The following is a 19,288-nucleotide window of genomic DNA, read 5'->3' on the forward strand; positions in this document are numbered from 1 at the left end:
GTCTATTCTCCGGAAGGGCTTGGCAACAGGTGCGGCGTCTCGCCTTCGGCGCGTTGCTGCGACTGGCGGAACAGGCTGGGGATATCGAGTATCAGCGCCACCTGGCCAGAGCCGAGGATGGTCGAGCCGCTGATGCCACTGAGGTGTTGGAACAGTTGCCCCAAGGGCTTGATCACGGTCTGCAGCTCGCCGTGCAACTGGTCGACGATCAGCCCGGCATGCTGCCGGCCCTGGCTGACCACCACGATGTTGCGGCGCACGCAGGCGCTGCGCGGCAGGCCGAAATGCGGTTGCAGGTCGATGCACGGCAGCGGCCGCCCGCGCAGGTTCAGGTGGCCCTGCTCGGCCTGGTTGGCGGGCGCCTCCATGCATTCGGTGACCATGTCCAGCGGGATCACGAAGTGCTCCTCGCCCACGCTCACCAGAAACCCGTCGATGATCGCCAGGGTCAGCGGCAGGCGGATGCGGAAGGTGCAGCCATGGCCGGCCCTGGAGTCGATCTCGATGACCCCGCGCAACTGGTCGATGGCGCTGCGCACCACGTCCATGCCCACCCCGCGTCCGGACAGGTTGGACACCTGCTCGGCGGTGGAAAAACCCGCTTCGAAGATCAGCAGGTGGATGTCCTGTTCGCTCATCGGCGAATCGCTGTCGAGCATGCCGCGGGCGATGGCCTTCTCGCGGATCTTCGCGGTGTTCAGGCCGCGCCCGTCATCCTGGATCTCGAGCACGATCATGCCCGAGTCGTGGTAGGCGTTCAGGCGCAGCTGACCCTGCTCGGGCTTGCCGGCGGCGCGGCGCTCGGCAGGGGCCTCGATGCCGTGGTCGATGGCGTTGCGCACCAGGTGCACCAGCGGGTCGGCGATGCGGTCGATCAGGGTCTTGTCCAGCTCGGTGTCGCCGCCGCTGATGGTCAGCGCAATCTGCTTGTCCAGCGCCTGACTCACATCGCGCACCACGCGGTGGAAGCGGTTGAAGGTCTCGCCCACTTCGACCATGCGCAGTTTCAGCGCCCGCTCGCGGATCTGCTCCACATGCTGCTGCACCGCCTGCACGCTTTCGATGCAGGCGGCGTGGGCACTGCGCAGGGCCTGCATCTGGGCGCCGGCGGTGGCGATGACCAGCTCGCCGACCAGGTTGATCAGCTCGTCGAGCTTTTGCGCAGCCACCTTGACCTGGCTGCTGGAGGCAGTGCGCGGCTCGCCGGCGGGCATCGATGGCAAGGGTGTGGCGGTTGCAGGCGCCAACGTTTGCGCCGGTGCGCGGGGTTCGGCCGGCAAGGCGGTATCGGTCGGCTCCTGGGCCTGCAGGCGCAGGGTGCAGAAGTCCTGCACCAGGGCGAACACGTCTTCGAGCTGCTCGCGGCTGGCGTCGCTGTGCAGGCTCACTTCGAAGCCCAGGTAGCAGGCCTCCGGGTCGAGGCTGTCGAGCTCCGGAACGGCCCAGGTGAGGGTCTGCAGGCTGAGGATGTCGCCCAGCCGCGCCAGGTAGCGGATGAACGCCGCCGGGTCGAAGCCGTTGCTCAGCAGCTCGCTGGCAAAGCGGATCGACAGGTGCCAGGTACGCAAGCGGGGCGCACCGGGCGGGGCTGCCAGCGGGTTGTCCACAGACGCGGGCAGCTCGCCCTGATGCGCCTGCAATGCCGCCAGCAGGGCGGCCTGGCGCGGCGTGTGCGCTGGCATGCTGACCTGCTGCGGGTCGATGCTGTCTAGCATCACCCCCAGTTCGTCCATGCACTGCAGCATCAACGAGGTGAGCGGAGCGTCCAGCACCCGCGCACCGTCGCGTACCCCCATCAGCAGGTTTTCCAGCTGGTGCGCCAGCGCCACCAGTGGGTCGAGGGAGAAGATCCCGGCCGAGCCCTTGAGCGTGTGCACGGCGCGAAACAGCGCGTTGATCGCCGCGTCGTCATCGGGGCGGGTTTCCAGGCGCAGCAGGCTGTCTTCGGCTTCCTTGAGCAGGTCGCGGGCCTCTTCGAGAAAGCCCTGCAGCAGCTGGCTCCATTGCTCGGCGTCGAACATGCTCACTCCTCGCACGGCACGGGGCTACCGGCCGGGCACAATGCGGGCAGGCGCAGCAGCTCCAGCAACGCCCGGGCGTTGCCCGGCAGGGCGATCACCTCGGCGTCGTGGCCATTTGCGCAGAGGGTCTTGTGCAGGCTCAGCAGCAGTTGCACGCCGGCACTGTCGAGCTCGTCCAGGCCGCCCAGGTCCAGTTGCCAGGGCACTGGCTGAGCGGGCAACAGGGCCAGCAGCTGCTCGCGTGCGGCGCGCACCTCATAGATGGTCAGGTCGCCGTCCAGGCGTAGCCGTGCGGGGGTGTCGGCGGTGGCTGCGGCGAGTGTGAACATGCGCGTCAGCCAATCAGCTTTTCGACAGCCGCCAGCAACTGCTGGGGCTGGAACGGCTTGACGATCCAGGCCCGCGCTCCGGCGGCCTGGCCCTCGGCCTTCTTGGCCTGCTCGCTTTCGGTGGTGAGCATCATGATCGGGGTGAAGCGGTATTCGTTGCGCGCCTTGAGCGCCTTGACCAGGCCGATGCCGTCCAGGTTGGGCATGTTCACGTCGCTGATCACCAGGTTGATCTTCTGCCCGGTGAGCTTGTTCAGCGCGTCGCGCCCGTCACAGGCTTCGATGACCTGGTGGCCGGCGCTGGCCAGGCTGATTTTCACGAGTTGGCGCATCGAGGCGGAGTCGTCCACGATCAGGATGGTCTTGGCCATGTTCAGGGCTTCCGGAGTTAGAAAAAGGTCACGTCGCTGCTGGATGCCGACTGGCTGTGGCCAGCCCGTTCCTCGCTGGTGGTGAAGCGCTGGCGCAATTGCTGCAGCCAGCCTTGCGGGTCGTGCAGGCGCGGGTCGTCGTGCGCCAGGGCATCGAGCAGTTGCAGCAGGTCGGCCTGCAGGTGGTCGAGCATCTGGTCGGCGCGATCCTGGAACTGCAGGCTGACCATGATCGCGTGGATATCTGCCTGGGTGGCGCGGGCATCCTGTTGCAGCGCCCGCGAGGCGCCGTCGAGGGCGTCGAGGTTACCGCCCAGGTCGCTGATCACCTCGTCGAGCACCTGCTCCAGCTCGCGCAGGTTGGCCTGCTCTTCGCTGCCCAGCGCGGTGGCGGCATCGATGCTGGACTGGATCGACTGGTTGATCTCGCCCACCTTGGCGTCCATCGACTGGCCGGTCTCGGCCGACAGGCTGGAGAGCTTGCGCACCTCGTCGGCGACCACCGAGAAGCCGCGGCCGAACTCGCCGGCGCGGGCAGCCTCGATGGCGGCATTGAGCGCCAGCAGGTTGGTCTGGCTGGCAACTTCCTGCACGCGCTTGGCCATCTGCTGGAGCTGGCCGGCGTAGCTGCCCAGATGATTGATGGTGGTCAGAAATTCATGCTGGCGCTGGCTGCTGGCGGCGAAGCTTTCGGTGACCCGGCGCAGACGCTGGTTGGCCTCGCGCAGGTTCTCGCCCACGCCGCCATTGGCCAGCACGTTGTCGGCGTCGTTGAGGCTGTGTTCCAGGCGCCGGTTGATGGCGCCGAAGCGTTCGAGCAACTGGCTGATGTTGTCGCCCAGCAGGGTTCGGCTCTGTTGGAGGCTGTCGATCCAGCTGGGCGTCACCACCGGCAGCAGGGTGTGCAGTGGCGGCTGTTCGAGCACGATGGGCGCGTCGCTGACCGCAGCCACCTGTGCCACGGGGCGCGGGCGCAGCAAGGTGCTGGCAAGCAGCACCAGCGACAGCCCGGCCAGGCCCAGGGGCAGCAGGTCGAGCAGCAGGCCGCAGGCGCCGAGGGCCGTGCCGATCCATATTCCCAGGTACATCCGCATTCCGTGCGCCCACTGCGTCGCTTAAGGTGGGGCGGATCATAGCGATTGCTATTTGACGTCAAAATCGGGACGCCCCTTAAGCCGACCCGTCAGTCACAAAACAGCCGACGCAAACAGGCCCCTGCCGATGTTGATCGGACAGTCAATATAAAAGGCTGGAAAGCTGGCCGAACAACAGGCTCGAAGGTTTTCGCGCAGGGGCCGGGGCGGGGAAAGGCTTAGGTGAATGGCTTAAGCCAATGGCGTGATGGCACATGGCTTGATTGCTACGTTTGCGGGTACAACTGCGGCGCTGCCGGCGCGGGGCCGGCAGCGTCGATGGAATTCAGCGGTGACGCCAGCGTTTGTCGTGCTTGCGATGGCCGTAGTGGTGGCCGCGATCGCGGTAGTGGCGGCGGTCGTCGTAGCCGCGGCCGCGGTTGTTGTAGCGGCGGTCTTCGTCGTCGCTCTTGTTGCCCATGTAGTTGCCCAGTGCACCGCCCGCACCGCCGCCGGCTGCGGCGCCGATCAGGCTGCCGGTGTTGCCGCCCACGCTGCGGCCCACCACGTTGCCGCCGGCCGCACCCAGTGCGCCACCGATGGCCGCCTCGCCGCGGCTGCGCTTGTCGGCACCTACCGCGCTACCGGCTGCACCGCCCAGGCCGGCGCCGATGGCCGAACCGGTGCTGCCACCGATCGACTGGCCAACCACCGAACCCAATACCCCGCCCAATGCGCCGCCGATACCGGCTTCGGTGGAGCCACCTGCCGAGGCAACGCCACTGAGCAGGCCGAGAGACAACAGCAGAATCGAGGAGTACTTCATAAGGGAGCCTCAAAGGGATGACGAGGCGATCCTGAGGCTCTGCAACACGCGCTGGCAACGCAAATCCGACGATTGGCACGACGTGTATACAATTTTATAAGTTACTGTTTTTACAGTGAAACTTAATGCGTTTTTGCGGGTCTGAGCTTACTTGGGACGAAGGCCCTGGCAGTGATGCCAGGGCCTTTTTCTTGCCTGCAGTTATGCGCTGAACGAACTGGCCTCTTCGCTGGCAAGCCAGCTCCCACAGCGTTCTGCATGCGCCGCAAGACCCTGTGGGAGCCGGCGTTGCCGGCGAAGGGGCCTAGATGATCCTGGCCGTGGCGCTGGCCGCCTCGATCCTGATCGCCACGAACTTCGACGTCGGCGTATGGCTGCCATCGCCCACGCTTTCCAGCGGCACCAGCGGGTTCACCTCGGGGTAGTAGGCTGCCGCCTGCCCCGCCGGAATGTCGAATGCCAGCAAGGTGAAGCCCTTGACCCGGCGCTCGCGGCCATCGCCCCACAACGACACGATATCGGCCTTGTCACCGGGGTTGAAACCCAGCCGGATGATATCCGCCTCGTTGGCGAACAGCACGTCGCGCTGCCCCTTTACCCCACGGTAACGGTCATCCAACCCGTAGATGGTGGTGTTGTACTGATCGTGGGAACGCATCGACTGCATGATCAGGTCCGGCACCTGGCCGCTGGCGCGCACGCTCTCGTGCAGCAGGTCGTCGGGCAACGCATTGGCCTTGAAGTTGGCCCGCCCGCTGGGTGTCTTCCACTGGCGCTGGCCGGCGCTGTTGCCCAGGTAGAAGCCACCGGGGTGCTGCAGGCGCTGGTTGAACCCCTCGAACCCTGGAATGGTGTCGGCGATCAGTTCGCGAATGCGCCCATAGTCGGCCACCAGCCAATGCCAGTCCACCGGTTTGCTGCCCAGGGTGGCGGCAGCGATTCCGGCGATCACCGCCGGCTCCGAGCGCATCTGGCGCGACAGCGGTTTGAGCTGGCCGTTGGAGGCATGCACCATGCTGAACGAGTCCTCCACCGTCACTGCCTGCGGGCCTTCGCCCTGCAGGTCGATATCGGTACGTCCCAGGCACGGCAGAATCAGTGCCTGCTGCCCGTGGATCAGGTGGCTGCGGTTGAGCTTGGTGCTGATCTGCACCGTCAGCTCGCAGTTGCGCAGCGCCTGCGCAGTGCGCTCGGTGTCGGGGGTGGCCTGGGCGAAGTTGCCGCCCAGCCCGATGAACACCCGCGCCTTGCCATCGAGCATGGCGCGAATCGCCTCCACCGTGTTGTGGCCGTTGTGGCGCGGCACGGCAAAGCCGAAGCGGCGCTCCAGTGCATCCAGCAGCGCCACCGGCGGGCGTTCGTTGATGCCCATGGTACGGTCGCCCTGCACGTTGCTGTGGCCGCGCACGGGGCATAGCCCGGCCCCTGGCACCCCAAGGTTGCCGCGCAGCAGCATCAGGTTGGCGATTTCCTGGATGGTCGGCACCGAGTGACGGTGTTGGGTGATGCCCATGGCCCAGCACATGATGACTTTTTCGGCCCGCGCATACATGCGTGCGGCCTGCTCGATATCGGCCAGGCCCAGGCCCGACTGTTGCACGATCTGCTCCCAGCTGCTGGCCTCGACCACTTCAAGGTAGGCCTCCACGGCCGCAGTGTGCTCGGCGATGAAGGCATGGTCGAACACCGCTGGCGCACCTGTTGCCTGCGCCTCGCGCTCCCACTGCAGGAGGAACTTGGCCATGCCGCGCAGCAGCGCCATGTCGCCGCCCAGGGCGGGGCGAAAATAGGCGGTGTTGGTCGGACGATCACCGTTGGTGAGCATCTCCAGCGGGTGCTGCGGGTGCTGGAAGCGCTCCAGGCCGCGCTCCTTGAGCGGGTTCACGCACACCACCTGGGCACCGCGCTTGACCGCTTCGCGCAGCGGTTCAAGCATGCGCGGGTGGTTGGTACCAGGGTTCTGGCCCCACACGAAGATCGCGTCGGCGTGCTCGAAATCGTCGAAGGTCACCGTACCCTTGCCGACCCCGACGCTCTGGCCCAGGGCCACGCCGCTGGCCTCGTGGCACATGTTCGAGCAGTCCGGGAAGTTGTTGGTGCCGTAGGCGCGCACGAACAGCTGGTACAGGTAGGCCGCCTCGTTGCTGGCCCGGCCCGAGGTATAGAACTCCGCCTGGTCGGGGCTGGTCAGGCCGTTGAGGTGGCGCGCGATCAGGGCGAAGGCGTTGTCCCAGCTGATCGGCTGGTAACGGTCGTTGGAGGGGTTGTACACCATCGGCTCGGTGAGCCGGCCCTGGTACTCCAGCCAGTAGTCGCTCTGGCCCAGCAGCGAGGTGACGCTGTGGCGGGCGAAGAAGGCCGCATCGACCCGGCGCTTGGTGGCCTCCCAGTTGACCGCCTTGGCGCCGTTCTCGCAGAACTTGACCATGCCGCTTTCCGGCGAGTCGCCCCAGGCGCAGCCCGGGCAGTCGAAGCCGCCGTTCTGGTTGGTCTTGAGCAGGGTGCGGATGTTCTTCAGCGCGTTGTCGCTGCCGATCCAGGCCTGCGCCACACTGCGCAGCGCGCCCCAGCCGCCGGCGGCGCCGTGGTAGGGCTTGTAGCGGGGGACCGGCTTCTGGTCGGCTTGATGATGCAGGCTCACGGGCGACTCTCCTGCGCCGGGCTGTAGACCCTTGGCGCACTGTGGTGCGGCAGGTGGATAAGGTTGAGCTGGTGGCGGCGCGCCCATTGCAGCGCCAGGCCGGTGGGCGCAGACAGGCTCACCAGGGTCTGGATGCCGGCGCGCAGCACCTTCTGGATCAGCTCCAGGCTGCAGCGGCTGGTGACTACCGCCAGGCCGCCGTCGAGGGCGATGTGCTGACGCACCAGGGCGCCGATCAGCTTGTCCAGGGCGTTGTGCCGGCCGATGTCTTCGCGGCCCAGCAGCAGTTCGCCCTGATCGTTCATGAACAGTGCCGCGTGCACCGCGCCGCAGTGCTGGCCCAGTGGCTGGAAGGCGCTGATGCGCTGGCGCAGGCCGTCCAGCCAGTGCGGCGGCGGCAGGGGCGCGCCGGGCAGCACCTGCAGATCGGGCAGCGCCTGCTCCACCGCCTCGACGCCACACAGGCCGCAGCCGCTGGTACCGGCCAGTTGGCGGCGCTGGTTCTTGAGGTTCCAGAAGGCGCGGCTGGCTATCTGCACCTCGGCATGGATGGCCGAGCCGCTGGCCGTGAAGCTCACGTCATAGATGTCGTCGGGGGAGGCGATGATGCCGCTGCCGATGCTGAAACCGACGATGAAGTCGTGCAGATCGGTAGGGCTCACCAGCATCACCGCCTGGCTGATGCCGTTGTAGGCGATCGCCAGGGCCACCTCTTCGGCGAGGTCGGCGCCACCCTGGCTGTTGTCGTCAAGCTGGCGGTAGTCGTAGCGGTTGCTGGCAGCGGGCGCGGCCAGGGGCGTGGACGCCCCGCAGGCCGGGGGTTTGATGGTCATCGGCAGGTACCGGCAGGCAGGTCAGCCTTAAGCCTAGGCCTGCACTCGGGTATCGTCTAATCGCTACTGCCGATGCATTGATAGAGCGCGTCGATCACGCCGGGTCGAGCGACAGGCGGTACTCGGCGATGCAGGCCTCGGCCAGGGCCGAGCGCGGCGCGCTGCGGCGCATGATCAGCCCCAGGGGCGCCAGCGTGGTGGCCTGGTCTATCGGTTGCAGGCGCAGGTGCCCGGTGAGTGCTTCGAGCCCGGCGTTCAGCGGCATCACCGCGCAGCACAGGCCACCCTCCACCGCTTGCACCAGCTGATGAACGGCGTCGGTCTGCAACAGCAACTGCGGGGCCAGGCCGCGGGTATGGAAGGCGTGGTCGATGGACTGGCGAAAGTGCATGCCGGCGGTCAGCAGGCCCAGCGGCAGCTCGGCCACGGCCTCCCAGCTCAACGGCTGTTCGGCGAATGCGAAGTGACGTGGGTCGAACAGCAGGCCCATGCGTGTGTCGCCCAGGGGCAGGGCCTCGAAGCGCTCGCTGTCGAGACGCTCCAGGTACGACACGCCCAGGTCCAGGCGGTTGCTCGCCAGCTGGTCGAGAATCTGTTCGGAGCTCAACGCGCTCAGCTCGAAACGCAGCTCGGGGTGCTGGCGGTGCAGGCGCTGCAGTAGCGGCAGCGGGTCGAAGCTCGACAGCGGTACCACCCCCAGGCGCAACGTGCCGGCCAGGTGCCCGCGACAGGCGGCGGCCTCGGCGTACAGGCCGTCGTAGGCCGAGAGTACCGAGCGCGCCCAGGCCAGCACGCGCTCGCCCTGGGCGGTGAAGCCCTCGAAACGCTGGCCGCGGTTGACCAGCGGCAGGCCCAGTTCGCGCTCCAGGTTGCGCAGGCGCATCGACAGCGTGGGCTGGGTCACGTGGCAGCGCGCGGCGGCCTGGCCGAAGTGGCGGGTTTCATCCAGGGCGATGAGGAATTTGAGTTGTTTGATATCCATCGTCGTTCCGGGGCATTGGCAGGCGAAGCATTCTATCTTGTCCTAGACTGCCTGCTCCGGTCATTGATACCTAAGGAGCACAGGATGAGCATTTTTAGTTTCGTGAAAGAAGCGGGTGAAAAACTGATCGACCTGCTCACCCCCGGCAACGCCAAGGCTGACGACCAGTTGAAGGAGCACGTGCAGAAGGTCGGCCTGGGCAACCCGAACATCCAGACCACCGTCGACGGCGACAAGGTCACGGTCAAGGGCGAGGTAGGCAGCCAGGAAGAGAAGGAGAAGATCCTGCTGGCGCTGGGCAACATTGCCGGCGTGGCGTCGGTGGACGACCAGCTCACCGTGACCGGCCCGGTCGTGGCGGCGGCGCGTTTCGTGGTGGTGAAGAAGGGCGACACGCTGAGTGCGATTTCGTTGGCGGTGTATGGCAATGCCAACCAGTACAACAAGATCTTCGAGGCCAACAAGCCGTTGCTGAGCCATCCCGACAAGATCTACCCGGGGCAGACGCTGCGTATTCCGGAATAAGGCTCCAGCTTGGTGGTGCGGTCTTCGCCGGCAACGCCGGCTCCTACAGGTAAGGTGCCTTGTGTAGGAGCCGGCGTTGCCGGCGAAGCGGCCTACAGCCCCTGCAACAAGTCCCGATAATCTTCCTGCGCGGCAAACTCCGCCGTATCCCGCGGCCCCTTGCGGCTGTCCGGCTGGCGCACTGCCAGCAGGTGCGCCACGCCAAAGTCGCGCGCGCTGCGCAGTATCGCCAGGGTGTCGTCGATGAACAGGCTGCGTGCCGGGTCGAACCCGGTATCCGCGTGCAATGCGCTCCAGAACTGCTGGTCTTCCTTGGGGAAGCCATAGTCATGGGAGCTGATCAGCCGCTCGAAATAGGGCGCCAGCGCCACCCGCTCCAGCTTCAACGACAACGAATCGCGATGGGCATTGGTGATCAGGATCACCCGTTTGCCGGCCTGGCGGATCGCCTGCAGAAAGGTGTCGGCGTCCGGGCGCAGCGCGATCAGGTCGGCCGTTTCCAGTTTCAGCTCGCGCACCGGCAGCTTCAGCTCGGCACTCCAGAAATCCAGGCAGTACCAGTTCAGCGAGCCGGCGTGGCGTTCGAACAGCGGCTGCATTTCCAGCTCGGCCATCGCACGGCTGATGCCATGCAGCTCGGCGTAGCGTTGGGGCAGGTGCTCCAACCAGAAGTGGTTGTCGTAGTGCAGGTCCAGCAGGGTGCCGTCCATATCCAGCAATACGGTATCGATGTCGTGCCAGGCCAGGGAGGGCATGTGAAATATTCTCGTTCGATCCAGACTCGGTGGACGGTATAGTACCCCGTTACCGCCAAGGAGCCGCCCCCTCATGCGCCAGAAACCCACTGTCCTCAGTCGCGAAATTGTTGCAAGCAGCCGCCTGTTCCGTGTCGAAGCGGTCGAGCTGCGCTTCAGCAACGGCACCGAACGTACCTATGAACGCCTGGTCGGGCGCGGCAACGGCTATGGCGCGGTGATGATCGTGGCGATGCTCGATGCCGAGCACGCGGTGCTGGTGGAGGAATACTGCGGCGGCACCGACGAGTACGAGCTGTCGCTGCCCAAGGGCCTGATCGAGCCCGGTGAAGACGTGCTGGCGGCGGCCAACCGTGAACTCAAGGAAGAGGCCGGCTTCGGCGCCCGGCAGCTGGAACACCTGACCGAGCTGTCGCTGTCGCCCGGCTACATGAGCCAGAAGATCCAGGTGGTGCTGGCCACCGACCTGTTCGAAGAGCGCCTGGAGGGCGACGAGCCCGAGCCGATGCGTGTCGACAAGGTCAACCTGCGCGAGCTCTCGGCCCTGGCCCAGCATCCGCAGTTCTCCGAAGGGCGGGCGCTGGCGGCGCTGTACCTGGTGCGTGACCTGCTGACCCAGCGCGGCGTGTTCGGCGCATGAACGACCGCGAACTGATGCAGCAGGTGGTGCAGCTGACCCGGCAGGCGGGCGCTGCCATCCTGCCGTTCTGGCGTGCGGACGTGGCCGTGCAGACCAAGCTCGATGCCTCGCCGGTGACCGCAGCCGATATCGCCGCCCACGACGTGATCGCCGCTGGCCTGCAGCGGCTGGCGCCCCATATCCCGGTGCTGTCCGAGGAAGACTGCGACATCGGCCTGGCCGAGCGCCAACAGTGGCAGCGCTGGTGGCTGGTGGACCCGCTGGACGGCACCAAGGAGTTCATCGCCGGCAGTGAAGAGTTCACCGTCAACATCGCCCTGGTCGAACAGGGTCGGGTGGTATTCGGCGTGGTCGGGGTGCCCACCACGGGGCGTTGCTACTACGGTGGCCACGGCCTGGGCGCCTGGCACGAAGACCCGCACGCGCCGGCAGCGCCGATCAGCGTGCGTGCGGCGCCGCCTGCCGGCACCCCGTTCACCGTGGTCGCCAGCCGCCGCCACAGCAGCCCCGAGCAGGAGCGCCTGCTGGCCGGCCTGAGTGCGGCGGTGGGTGAGCTGGAGCTGACCTCCGTGGGCAGCTCGCTCAAGTTCTGTCTGCTCGCCGAAGGCGCCGCCGACTGCTACCCGCGCCTGGCGCCGACCTCGCAGTGGGACACCGCCGCCGCCCAGGGCGTGCTCGAAGGCGCCGGCGGCGAAGTGCTGGGCCTGGACGGCCAGCCATTCGCCTACCCATCCCGCGAAAGCCTGCTCAATCCTTTCTTCCTTGCCCTGCCAGCCGCAGCGCCGTGGCGCGCCAGCCTGCTGGCGCTCGCCTCAGCGGTGTAGCACGTACTGCCCGCCGAACTGCACGGCGGGCGTTTCACTGCCTTCGTTGAACACCTGGGTGTGCAGGGTCAGGCGCGCGCGGCCGTAGCGCTGGTAGGTGGCCACGAAGCGCTCCCAGACCTTGGCCTCGGGCGCCGCGCACACCGCCACGCCGGCGCCGGTGACCGGCAGCGGGTAGCTGATCTGGCCTTCCTGGATGACGATATGCCCGTCGCCGATGCCCGCCTCGCGCAGGCGCAGGTGCAGCCAGCCCCAGCCTGCCAGCACGGCCGCGCAATACAGGCTGCCGCCGAACATGGTGCTCTTGTGGTTGACGTTGGCCGCCAGCGGCAATTGCAGGCGCAGCCGCTGGTGCTGCCAGTCGAGCACCTGCAGGCCCATCTCGCGGGTCAGCGGGATGTCGGCGTGCAGCACGTCCTGCAGGTAATGGCTCGGGTTCATCAGCGGTTGTCCTCGGTGTCGTCGGTGCCACTGGCATTGCTGTCGGCAAAGCTCAGGCCGTGTTTGCGCAGCTTGTCGTGCAGGGTCTTGCGCGGCACGCCGAGGGCTTCGGCCAGGCTGCGCATCGAGCTGTGCGGGCGGGTCAGTTCGGCGGCGATCAGCGAGCGTTCGAACTGCTCGACCTGGTCGCTGAGGTTGCCGCTGCCCGGCGCTGCCTGCGCCTGATCGACCGGGCCAGGGCTGTCGCCGTCCAGGGCCAGCTCCAGGCCCAGGGCGAAGCGCTCGGCGGCGTTCTGCAGCTCGCGCACGTTGCCCGGCCACGCATGGCGCAGCAGCGTCGCACGTTGCGCCGGTTGCAGCACGTGGGGGGGCAGGCCGTGGCGTTCGCTGGCGGCGTCGGCAAAGTGCTGGAACAGCATCAGCACATCGTCGCCGCGCTCGCGCAGGGGGGGGATGCGCAGCGGCGCGACGTTGAGGCGGTAATACAGGTCGGCGCGAAAACGCCCCTGGTCGGCAGCCTGGCGCAGGTCTTCCTTGGTGGCGGCGATGATGCGGATATCCAGCGGGATCAGCTGGTTGCCGCCCAGGCGCTCGACCACCCGCTCCTGCAGCAGGCGCAGCAGCTTGACCTGTACATCCAGGCTCATGCTCTCGATTTCATCGAGAAACAGCGTGCCGCCATTGGCGAATTCGAACTTGCCGATGCGCCGCTTCTGCGCCCCGGTAAAGGCGCCGGGCTCGTGGCCGAACAGCTCGCTCTCGACTACCGATTCGGCCAGGGCACCGGCGTTGATCGCCACGAACGGGCCGTCGCGCCGGCTCGACAGGTCGTGCAGCGCGCGCGCCACCACCTCTTTGCCGGCGCCGGTCTCGCCCAGTATCAGCACATCGGCGCGGGTGCCGGCCAGCGCGCCGATCTGCTCGCGCAGCCGGGCCATCGGGGTCGACTGGCCCACCAGGCGCGTGCTCAGTTGCTGGCGATCGCTCAGGGCCAGGCGCAGGCTGCGGTTGTCCAGCACCAGGCGGCGCAGCGCCAGGCCGCGGCGCACGCTGTCGAGCAGGGCGTCGCTGGCGAAGGGCTTTTCGAGAAAGTCGTAGGCCCCGGCGCGCATCGCCTGCACCGCCAGCGGCACGTCGCCGTGGCCGGTGATCAGCAGCACCGGCAGGTCCGGGTCCTGGGCATGCAGTTGTTCGAGCAGTTGCAGGCCGTCGATGCCGGGCATGCGGATATCGCTCACCACCACCCCGGGCCAGTCGCTTTCCAGGCGCGCGGCCAGGCCCTGAGCGTCGCTCAGGGGCAGCACGCGCAGGCCGGCGAGGTCCAGGGTCTGGCTCAGGGCCTGACGCAGGTGCGGGTCGTCATCGACCAGGACGACCTGGGTGCGGCTGTCGATCAGTGTGTCGGTCGTCATGCCGAGGAGTCCTCCGAGGTTTGAAGCGCGGCGCCGGGGGTGGCCACGCGCAGTTGCAGGGTCAGCAGCGCACCGCCTTCCGGGTGGTTGGCCAGCACCAGCTCACCGCCCAGCGCGTTGATCAGCGTATCGCAGATCGCCAGGCCCAGGCCCAGGCCCTGGGTGCGCGTCTTGGTGGTGAAGAACGGCTCGCGTGCGCGCAGCAGGGCCTGGCTGCTGAAGCCCGGGCCGTTGTCGCGAATGGTCAGGTAGACGCTGCCTTCGCGGCGTTCGGCACTTAGCCAGAGCTTGCGCGGGTTGGCCTTTTCGGTCAGCGCGTCGAGGGCGTTGGCCAGCAGGTTGCCCAGTACCTGGCGCAGGCGGGTTTCGCCGGCCTGCACCCACAGGGTGGCCTCGGGCAGGTCGCGCACCAGTTCCACCGCCATCGCCCGGCGCCGCTTGGCCAGCAGGGCCAGGGCGTCGTCCAGTGCCGGCTGCAGCGCCACGCTTTCCGGCGCATGCCGGTCACGCCGGGCGAAGGCGCGCAGGTGGGCGATGATCGAGGCCATGCGCCCGGTCAGTTCGCTGATCAGCTTGAGGTTGCTGCGCGCATCGTCGGTGCGCTGGTGGTCGAGCAGGATCTCGGCGTTCTCGGCGTAGCTGCGGATCGCCGCCAGCGGCTGGTTGAGCTCATGGCTGATGCTTGCCGACATGGTGCCCAGCACCGACAGCTTGCCGGCCTGCACCAGCTCGTCCTGGGCGCGCACCAGTTCCTGCTGGGCCTGCTCGCGCTCAAGCACTTCGGTCTTGAGGCGGCTGTTGAGGCCTTCGAGGGCGGCGGTGCGTTCGGCTACGCGCAGCTCCAGCTCCTGGCGGGCGCGGGCCTCGAAGTCGAGGCGGTCCATGTAGTTGCGCCGGCGCTGCATCACCAGCCCGAGCAGCAGCATCACCACCAGCAGGGTGGCGGCACCGATGAACAGCACCGTGCTCACCGAGCGGTCGACCAGGGTGCGCGGGGCCAGGATGCTGACCTGCCAGCCGGTCTCGGGGATGGCCTGGGTCTGGGTCAGCCAGGCATCGGGGTTGAGCCTGAGGGGCTTGGGCGTGGTGGTGGGGTAGGGCTGGATCGCCACGATCGCGTCGCGCTCGGCCTCGCTGAGCGGGCGCGTGGCGCGAAAGCGCCAGTCGGGGCGCGAGGTGAGGATCACCACGCCGTTGTGGTCGGTCACCAGCAGTTGCTCGGGGGTCTTGCCCCACAGGGTTTCGGTGTGGTCCAGGTCGATCTTGGCCACCAGTACGCCGATCACCTGGTCGCCGTCGCGCACTGCTGCGGCGAAGAAGTAGCCGCGCTTGGCCGAGGTGGTGCCCTGGCCGAAGAAACGCCCCAGCCGGCCCTGCATGGCTTCGCTGAAGTAGGGGCGGAACGAGAAGTTGCGCCCGGCAAAGTTGTCGTGCTTGTTCCAGTTGGAGGCCGCCAGGGTGTTGCCGTTGACGTCCATCAGGTACATCACCTCGGCGCCGGTCTGCGCGCAGATGTCGTCGAGCAGGCGGTTGGCGTTGGTCAGGGTCTCGAGGCGTATCGGGTCGGCCAGCACCGCGCGCAATGCCGGCAGGTCACCGAGGATCTGCGGCAGGGTCTCGTAGCGGTGCAGGGTGCCCAGCAGGTTGGCCACGTACAGGTCCAGGGTCTGGCGGTTCTGGCTGGCCAGTTCCTCCTGGTAGTAGTGCTCGGCCAGGCGTTGCAGCGGCCACAGCAGCGGCGCCAGGCACAGCGCCAGGAGGGCCAGGCTGCGCCAGCGCGGACGGCGGGGGAGGGTCGGGGTCATGGTCATCGCAAACCGGGCTTTGGTGGGGGGCCTGCGTTGCAGCCCATCGCAGGTCAAGCCCGCTCCCACAAGGCCACTGATTATCCCGTGGGAGCGGGCTTGACCCGCGATGGCGTCGCAAAGGGCGCAGAAACGTTGGGCGCATTATGCGCTACTTCAGGCACTCGATCAGCGCTTGACGCCAGTCTGGCTGCTCCACCTGCCACTGCTGGCGCAGGCGGCTGCAGTCCAGGCGCGAGTTCAGTGGGCGCTGCGCCGGGGTCGGGTACTCGCTGGACGGGATCGGCAGCAGCTGCGCGCAGGGCCTGCCCTGAGCCTTCAGATGCTCGCCGATGGCCTGGGCGAAACCGAACCAGGAGGTCTGGCCCTGCGCGGTCATGTGGTAGGTGCCCCACGCACCCGCCTGCCCGGCCTGCCAGCGCTGGATCAACGCCAGGGTGCTGGCGGCCAGGCTACCGGCCCAGGTCGGTGCACCGATCTGGTCGGCGACCACGCGCAGCTGCGGTTTTTCCTGCAGCAGACGCTGCATGGTCAGCAGAAAATTGCGCCCGTGCAACGAGTACACCCAGCTGGTGCGCAGTGTCAGGTGCGCGCCGCCCACGGCATGGATGGCCTGCTCGCCAGCCAGCTTGCTGCGTCCGTACACGCTCAGGGGGTTGGGCGCGTCGTCTTCGGTGTAGGGCGTGGCCTTGCTGCCGTCGAACACGTAGTCGGTGGAGTAGTGCAGCAGCGGTACGCCCAGCCGTGCGGCCTCCTCGGCAAGTACGCCGGGTGCAGTGGCGTTGATGGCGAAGGCCAGCGCAGGTTCGTTTTCGGCCTGGTCGACTGCGGTATAGGCGGCGGCGTTCACCAGCAGGTCGGGGCTCAGCTCGCGTACTACCTGGCGGATGCGTTCGGGCTCGGCCAGGTCGAGCTGTTCGCGGCCCAGTACATGCACCTGGCCCAACCCGGCCAGGCGCTGCTGTAGGGCCTGGGCGAGCTGGCCATTGCGCCCGGTGATGAGGATTTTCATGGGAACAGGTCGGCGTCCTTGAGCAACTGGCCGACCTGATCCTTGGCCGACAGCTGCGGCGGTGCGTCCAGTTGCCAGTCGATGGCCAGCTGCGGGTCGTCCCAGCGAATGCAGCGCTCGGCGCTCGGGTTGTAGTAGTCGGTGGTCTTGTACAGGAACTCGGCGCTGTCGCTGAGCACCCGGAAACCGTGGGCAAACCCCTGGGGGATCCACACCTGCCGGTGGTTGGCGGCCGACAGGTGTACCGCCACCCATTGCCCGAAGGTCGGCGAGCTGCGGCGGATATCCACCGCCACGTCCAGCACCTCGCCCTGGGTCACGCGCACCAGCTTGCCCTGGGGGTTGTGCACCTGATAGTGCAGGCCGCGCAGCACGCCGCGCAGCGAGCGCGAATGATTGTCCTGCACGAACTGTGCATCGATGCCGGTTGCGGCCCTGAAGGCCTGGGCGTTGAAGCTCTCGTAGAAGAACCCGCGGTCATCGCCGAACACCCTGGGTTCGAGGATCAGCACGTCCGGTAGCGCGGTGGCGATCACTTCCATTGCTGGTCTCCGGTCAGGCCGTACAGGTACTGGCCGTAGCCGGTCTTGCCGAAGGCCTTGGCCCGCTCCAGCAGACGCTCCTGGCAGATCCAGCCCTGCTGGAAGGCGATCTCTTCAAGGCAGGCGACCTTCAGGCCCTGGCGATGCTCGATGGTCTGCACGTACTGCGAGGCCTCCAGCAGGCTGTCGTGGGTGCCGGTGTCGAGCCAGGCGAAGCCACGCCCGAAGCGCTCCACGCGCAGGTCGCCACGGCGCAGGTAGGCATTGTTGACATCGGTGATCTCAAGCTCCCCACGCGGCGAAGGCTTGATGTCGCGGGCGATGCGCACCACGTCGTTGTCGTAGAAGTACAGGCCGGTGACCGCGTAGCTGGACCTGGGCTGCGCGGGCTTTTCTTCGATCGACAGGGCGTTGCCTGCCGCGTCGAACTCGATCACGCCGAAACGCTCCGGGTCCTTGACCCAGTAGCCGAACACCGTTGCGCCGCTGGAGTGGGCGGCGGCGCGCAGCAGTTGCTCGGTGAAACGCTGGCCGTGGAATACGTTGTCGCCCAGGATCAGGCACACCGAGTCGTCACCGATGAACGATTCGCCGATCAGGAACGCCTGGGCCAGGCCGTCGGGCGAGGGCTGCTCTGCATACTCGAAGTGCACCCCGAACTGGCTGCCGTCGCCCAGCAGCTGGCGAAAGTGTGGCAGGTCGTGAGGGGTGGAGATGATCAGGATCTCGCGGATGCCGGCCAGCATCAGCACCGAGATCGGGTAGTAGATCATCGGCTTGTCGTATACCGGCAGCAGCTGTTTGGAAATGCCCAGGGTGATGGGGTGCAGGCGCGTGCCGGAGCCGCCTGCCAGTACGATGCCTTTGGTCATGCAATCAGGTCCTTGAAATCGCTGTTGCCCAGGCGCTGGCCCTGGTAGCTGCCGTCCTGCACATGGCGGCACCACTCCAGGTTGTCCAGGTACCACTGCACGGTCTTGCGCAGGCCGGTGGCGAAGGTTTCTTCAGGGCGCCAGCCCAGCTCGCGCTCGATCTTGCCGGCGTCGATGGCGTAGCGCAGGTCGTGGCCGGGGCGGTCCTGCACGAAGGTGATCAGGTCGGCATAGCGCGCCACGCCCGCCGGGTGTGCGGGGGCCAGCTCTTCGAGCAGTGCGCAGATGGCGTGCACCACCTCGAGGTTGGTCTGCTCGTTGTGCCCGCCGATGTTGTAGGTCTGGCCCACCTCACCTGCGGTGACCACCTTGAGCAGGGCGCGGGCATGGTCCTCGACGAACAGCCAGTCGCGCACCTGCTGGCCATTGCCGTACACCGGCAGCGGCTTGCCCGCCAGGGCGTTGAGGATCACCAGCGGGATGAGTTTTTCCGGGAAGTGGTACGGCCCGTAGTTGTTCGAGCAGTTGGTCAGCAGCACCGGCAGCCCGTAGGTGCGCTGCCAGGCGCGCACCAGGTGGTCGGACGCGGCCTTGCTCGCCGAGTAGGGCGAACTGGGTGCGTAGGGAGTGGTTTCGGTGAACAGGTCGTCGACCCCATGCAGGTCGCCATACACCTCGTCGGTGGACACGTGATGGAAGCGAAACGCCTCGCGCTCGGCGGCCGGCAGCGTGCCCCAGTAGGCGCGAGTGGCTTCGAGCAGGCTGTAGGTGCCGACGATGTTGGTCTGGATGAACGCCGCCGGCCCGTCGATGGAGCGGTCGACATGCGACTCGGCTGCCAGGTGCATGATCGCCTGGGGCCGGAAGCGCTCCAGCACCGCGCTCACCGTGGCCTGGTCGACGATATCGGCCTGCACGAACTCGTAGCGGGTGTTGCTGGCGATGCTGTGCAGCGACTCCAGGTTGCCGGCGTAGGTCAGCTTGTCCAGGTTGAGCACGTGGTGGTCGGTGTGCTCGATCAGGTGGCGGACCAGCGCCGAACCGATGAAGCCGGCACCGCCGGTGATGAGTATGCGCATGTCGAATGGCCTTTGGTGCAGCGGGTGGTGTTCAGGTGGCTCGTAGCTTGTCGCCAGGCGCCAGCCGGTGCAAGGGCAACGCAGCGCTGGCCGACGTCAGGCTATCGGCCGGATGCCCGCGTAGTTAATAGTGGCTGATCCTGCCGCCGATCTGCGCGCCGAGGGGCAGGTTGTCGGAAAAGTACGCGGTGAACCCGGCGTCGCTCATCGCCTGCTGCATGCGCGGGAGCAAGATTGGAGGATGGCAACCTGCTTCAAGCGTCTGTCCCGGGGTTGGAGGGCGAAATCGACGGCGGGTCAGAATA

At 67.2% G+C, this 19,288-nt stretch carries 19 protein-coding genes; 3 read left to right on the plus strand and 16 right to left on the minus strand.

Translation table 11 applies throughout. From position 1 onward, the window contains the following. Positions 1–2: 2 nt before the first annotated feature. The 8 genes from FW760_RS13845 to FW760_RS13880 all read right to left on the minus strand — a co-directional run bounded on the left by FW760_RS13845 (position 3) and on the right by FW760_RS13880 (position 9,076). Entirely contained in the window at positions 3–2,021 is a 2,019-nt protein-coding gene (locus FW760_RS13845; RefSeq protein WP_116052488.1) for a chemotaxis protein CheA, read from the minus strand. 2 nt (positions 2,022–2,023) lie between these two features. Continuing rightward, positions 2,024–2,350: an STAS domain-containing protein gene (locus tag FW760_RS13850; protein WP_043861636.1), complete on the minus strand. Its 327-nt coding sequence runs from the start codon at positions 2,348–2,350 to the stop codon at positions 2,024–2,026. Positions 2,351–2,355: 5 nt separating this feature from the next. Next, positions 2,356–2,721, minus strand: a complete 366-nt coding sequence (locus FW760_RS13855) for a response regulator (RefSeq protein ID WP_043861637.1) — start codon at positions 2,719–2,721, stop codon at positions 2,356–2,358. Positions 2,722–2,738: 17 nt separating this feature from the next. Further along, positions 2,739–3,815, minus strand: coding sequence for a methyl-accepting chemotaxis protein (locus tag FW760_RS13860; protein WP_116052489.1), 1,077 nt, complete (start codon positions 3,813–3,815; stop codon positions 2,739–2,741). Positions 3,816–4,140: 325 nt separating this feature from the next. After that, positions 4,141–4,620 carry a glycine zipper domain-containing protein gene (locus FW760_RS13865; RefSeq protein WP_043861639.1) on the minus strand — a complete coding sequence of 160 codons (480 nt, stop codon included), beginning with the start codon at positions 4,618–4,620 and terminating at the stop codon, positions 4,141–4,143. 304 nt (positions 4,621–4,924) lie between these two features. Next, positions 4,925–7,261 (minus strand): FdhF/YdeP family oxidoreductase, encoded by a 2,337-nt coding sequence (locus tag FW760_RS13870; RefSeq protein ID WP_116052490.1) that lies wholly within the window; start codon positions 7,259–7,261, stop codon positions 4,925–4,927. Beyond that, entirely contained in the window at positions 7,258–8,094 is an 837-nt protein-coding gene (gene fdhD / locus FW760_RS13875) for a formate dehydrogenase accessory sulfurtransferase FdhD (RefSeq protein WP_054915920.1), read from the minus strand. Before fdhD ends, FW760_RS13870 begins: the two co-directional genes overlap by 4 nt. Before the next feature lie 94 nt (positions 8,095–8,188). Then, positions 8,189–9,076: a LysR family transcriptional regulator gene (locus FW760_RS13880; protein WP_054915921.1), complete on the minus strand. Its 888-nt coding sequence runs from the start codon at positions 9,074–9,076 to the stop codon at positions 8,189–8,191. Positions 9,077–9,160: 84 nt separating this feature from the next. Here FW760_RS13880 and lysM point away from each other — a divergent pair, with 84 nt between their 5' ends. Continuing rightward, positions 9,161–9,601, plus strand: a complete 441-nt coding sequence (gene lysM, locus FW760_RS13885; RefSeq protein ID WP_058541679.1) for a peptidoglycan-binding protein LysM — start codon at positions 9,161–9,163, stop codon at positions 9,599–9,601. A gap of 92 nt (positions 9,602–9,693) precedes the next feature. On the opposite strand, the gene yrfG is transcribed toward lysM, so the two are convergent. Continuing rightward, complete coding sequence (yrfG, locus tag FW760_RS13890) at positions 9,694–10,356, minus strand: GMP/IMP nucleotidase (protein ID WP_043861644.1); 663 nt, start codon at positions 10,354–10,356, stop codon at positions 9,694–9,696. Between the two features lie 73 nt (positions 10,357–10,429). Here yrfG and nudE point away from each other — a divergent pair, with 73 nt between their 5' ends. Together nudE and cysQ are read left to right on the plus strand one after the other, a co-directional pair. Next, positions 10,430–10,996 (plus strand): ADP compounds hydrolase NudE, encoded by a 567-nt coding sequence (gene nudE / locus FW760_RS13895; RefSeq protein WP_043861645.1) that lies wholly within the window; start codon positions 10,430–10,432, stop codon positions 10,994–10,996. Continuing rightward, a complete protein-coding gene (gene cysQ / locus FW760_RS13900) occupies positions 10,993–11,820 on the plus strand; it encodes a 3'(2'),5'-bisphosphate nucleotidase CysQ (protein WP_446443825.1) in 828 nt (275 codons plus the stop codon). The genes nudE and cysQ overlap by 4 nt, the downstream gene beginning before the upstream one ends. Here the strand turns inward: cysQ and FW760_RS13905 are convergent. The 7 genes from FW760_RS13905 to rfbB all read right to left on the minus strand — a co-directional run bounded on the left by FW760_RS13905 (position 11,809) and on the right by rfbB (position 18,983). Then, positions 11,809–12,261, minus strand: coding sequence for a YiiD C-terminal domain-containing protein (locus FW760_RS13905; RefSeq protein WP_043861647.1), 453 nt, complete (start codon positions 12,259–12,261; stop codon positions 11,809–11,811). The genes cysQ and FW760_RS13905 overlap by 12 nt on opposite strands. Continuing rightward, the gene (locus FW760_RS13910; protein ID WP_043861648.1) at positions 12,261–13,673 is read right to left on the minus strand and encodes a sigma-54-dependent transcriptional regulator; all 1,413 of its coding nucleotides are present in this window, start codon (positions 13,671–13,673) and stop codon (positions 12,261–12,263) included. Before FW760_RS13910 ends, FW760_RS13905 begins: the two co-directional genes overlap by 1 nt. After that, complete coding sequence (locus tag FW760_RS13915) at positions 13,670–15,484, minus strand: sensor histidine kinase (RefSeq protein ID WP_081315192.1); 1,815 nt, start codon at positions 15,482–15,484, stop codon at positions 13,670–13,672. The genes FW760_RS13910 and FW760_RS13915 overlap by 4 nt, the downstream gene beginning before the upstream one ends. A gap of 145 nt (positions 15,485–15,629) precedes the next feature. Next, positions 15,630–16,490, minus strand: a complete 861-nt coding sequence (rfbD, locus tag FW760_RS13920) for a dTDP-4-dehydrorhamnose reductase (RefSeq protein WP_054915923.1) — start codon at positions 16,488–16,490, stop codon at positions 15,630–15,632. Further along, positions 16,487–17,032 (minus strand): dTDP-4-dehydrorhamnose 3,5-epimerase, encoded by a 546-nt coding sequence (gene rfbC / locus FW760_RS13925; RefSeq protein ID WP_043861650.1) that lies wholly within the window; start codon positions 17,030–17,032, stop codon positions 16,487–16,489. Before rfbC ends, rfbD begins: the two co-directional genes overlap by 4 nt. Continuing rightward, the gene (rfbA, locus tag FW760_RS13930; RefSeq protein WP_054915924.1) at positions 17,023–17,904 is read right to left on the minus strand and encodes a glucose-1-phosphate thymidylyltransferase RfbA; all 882 of its coding nucleotides are present in this window, start codon (positions 17,902–17,904) and stop codon (positions 17,023–17,025) included. Before rfbA ends, rfbC begins: the two co-directional genes overlap by 10 nt. Further along, positions 17,901–18,983: a dTDP-glucose 4,6-dehydratase gene (gene rfbB / locus FW760_RS13935; protein WP_043861652.1), complete on the minus strand. Its 1,083-nt coding sequence runs from the start codon at positions 18,981–18,983 to the stop codon at positions 17,901–17,903. The genes rfbA and rfbB overlap by 4 nt, the downstream gene beginning before the upstream one ends. Positions 18,984–19,288: the final 305 nt, after the last annotated feature.

Source organism: Pseudomonas sp. 1176_21 (genome assembly GCF_052850635.1).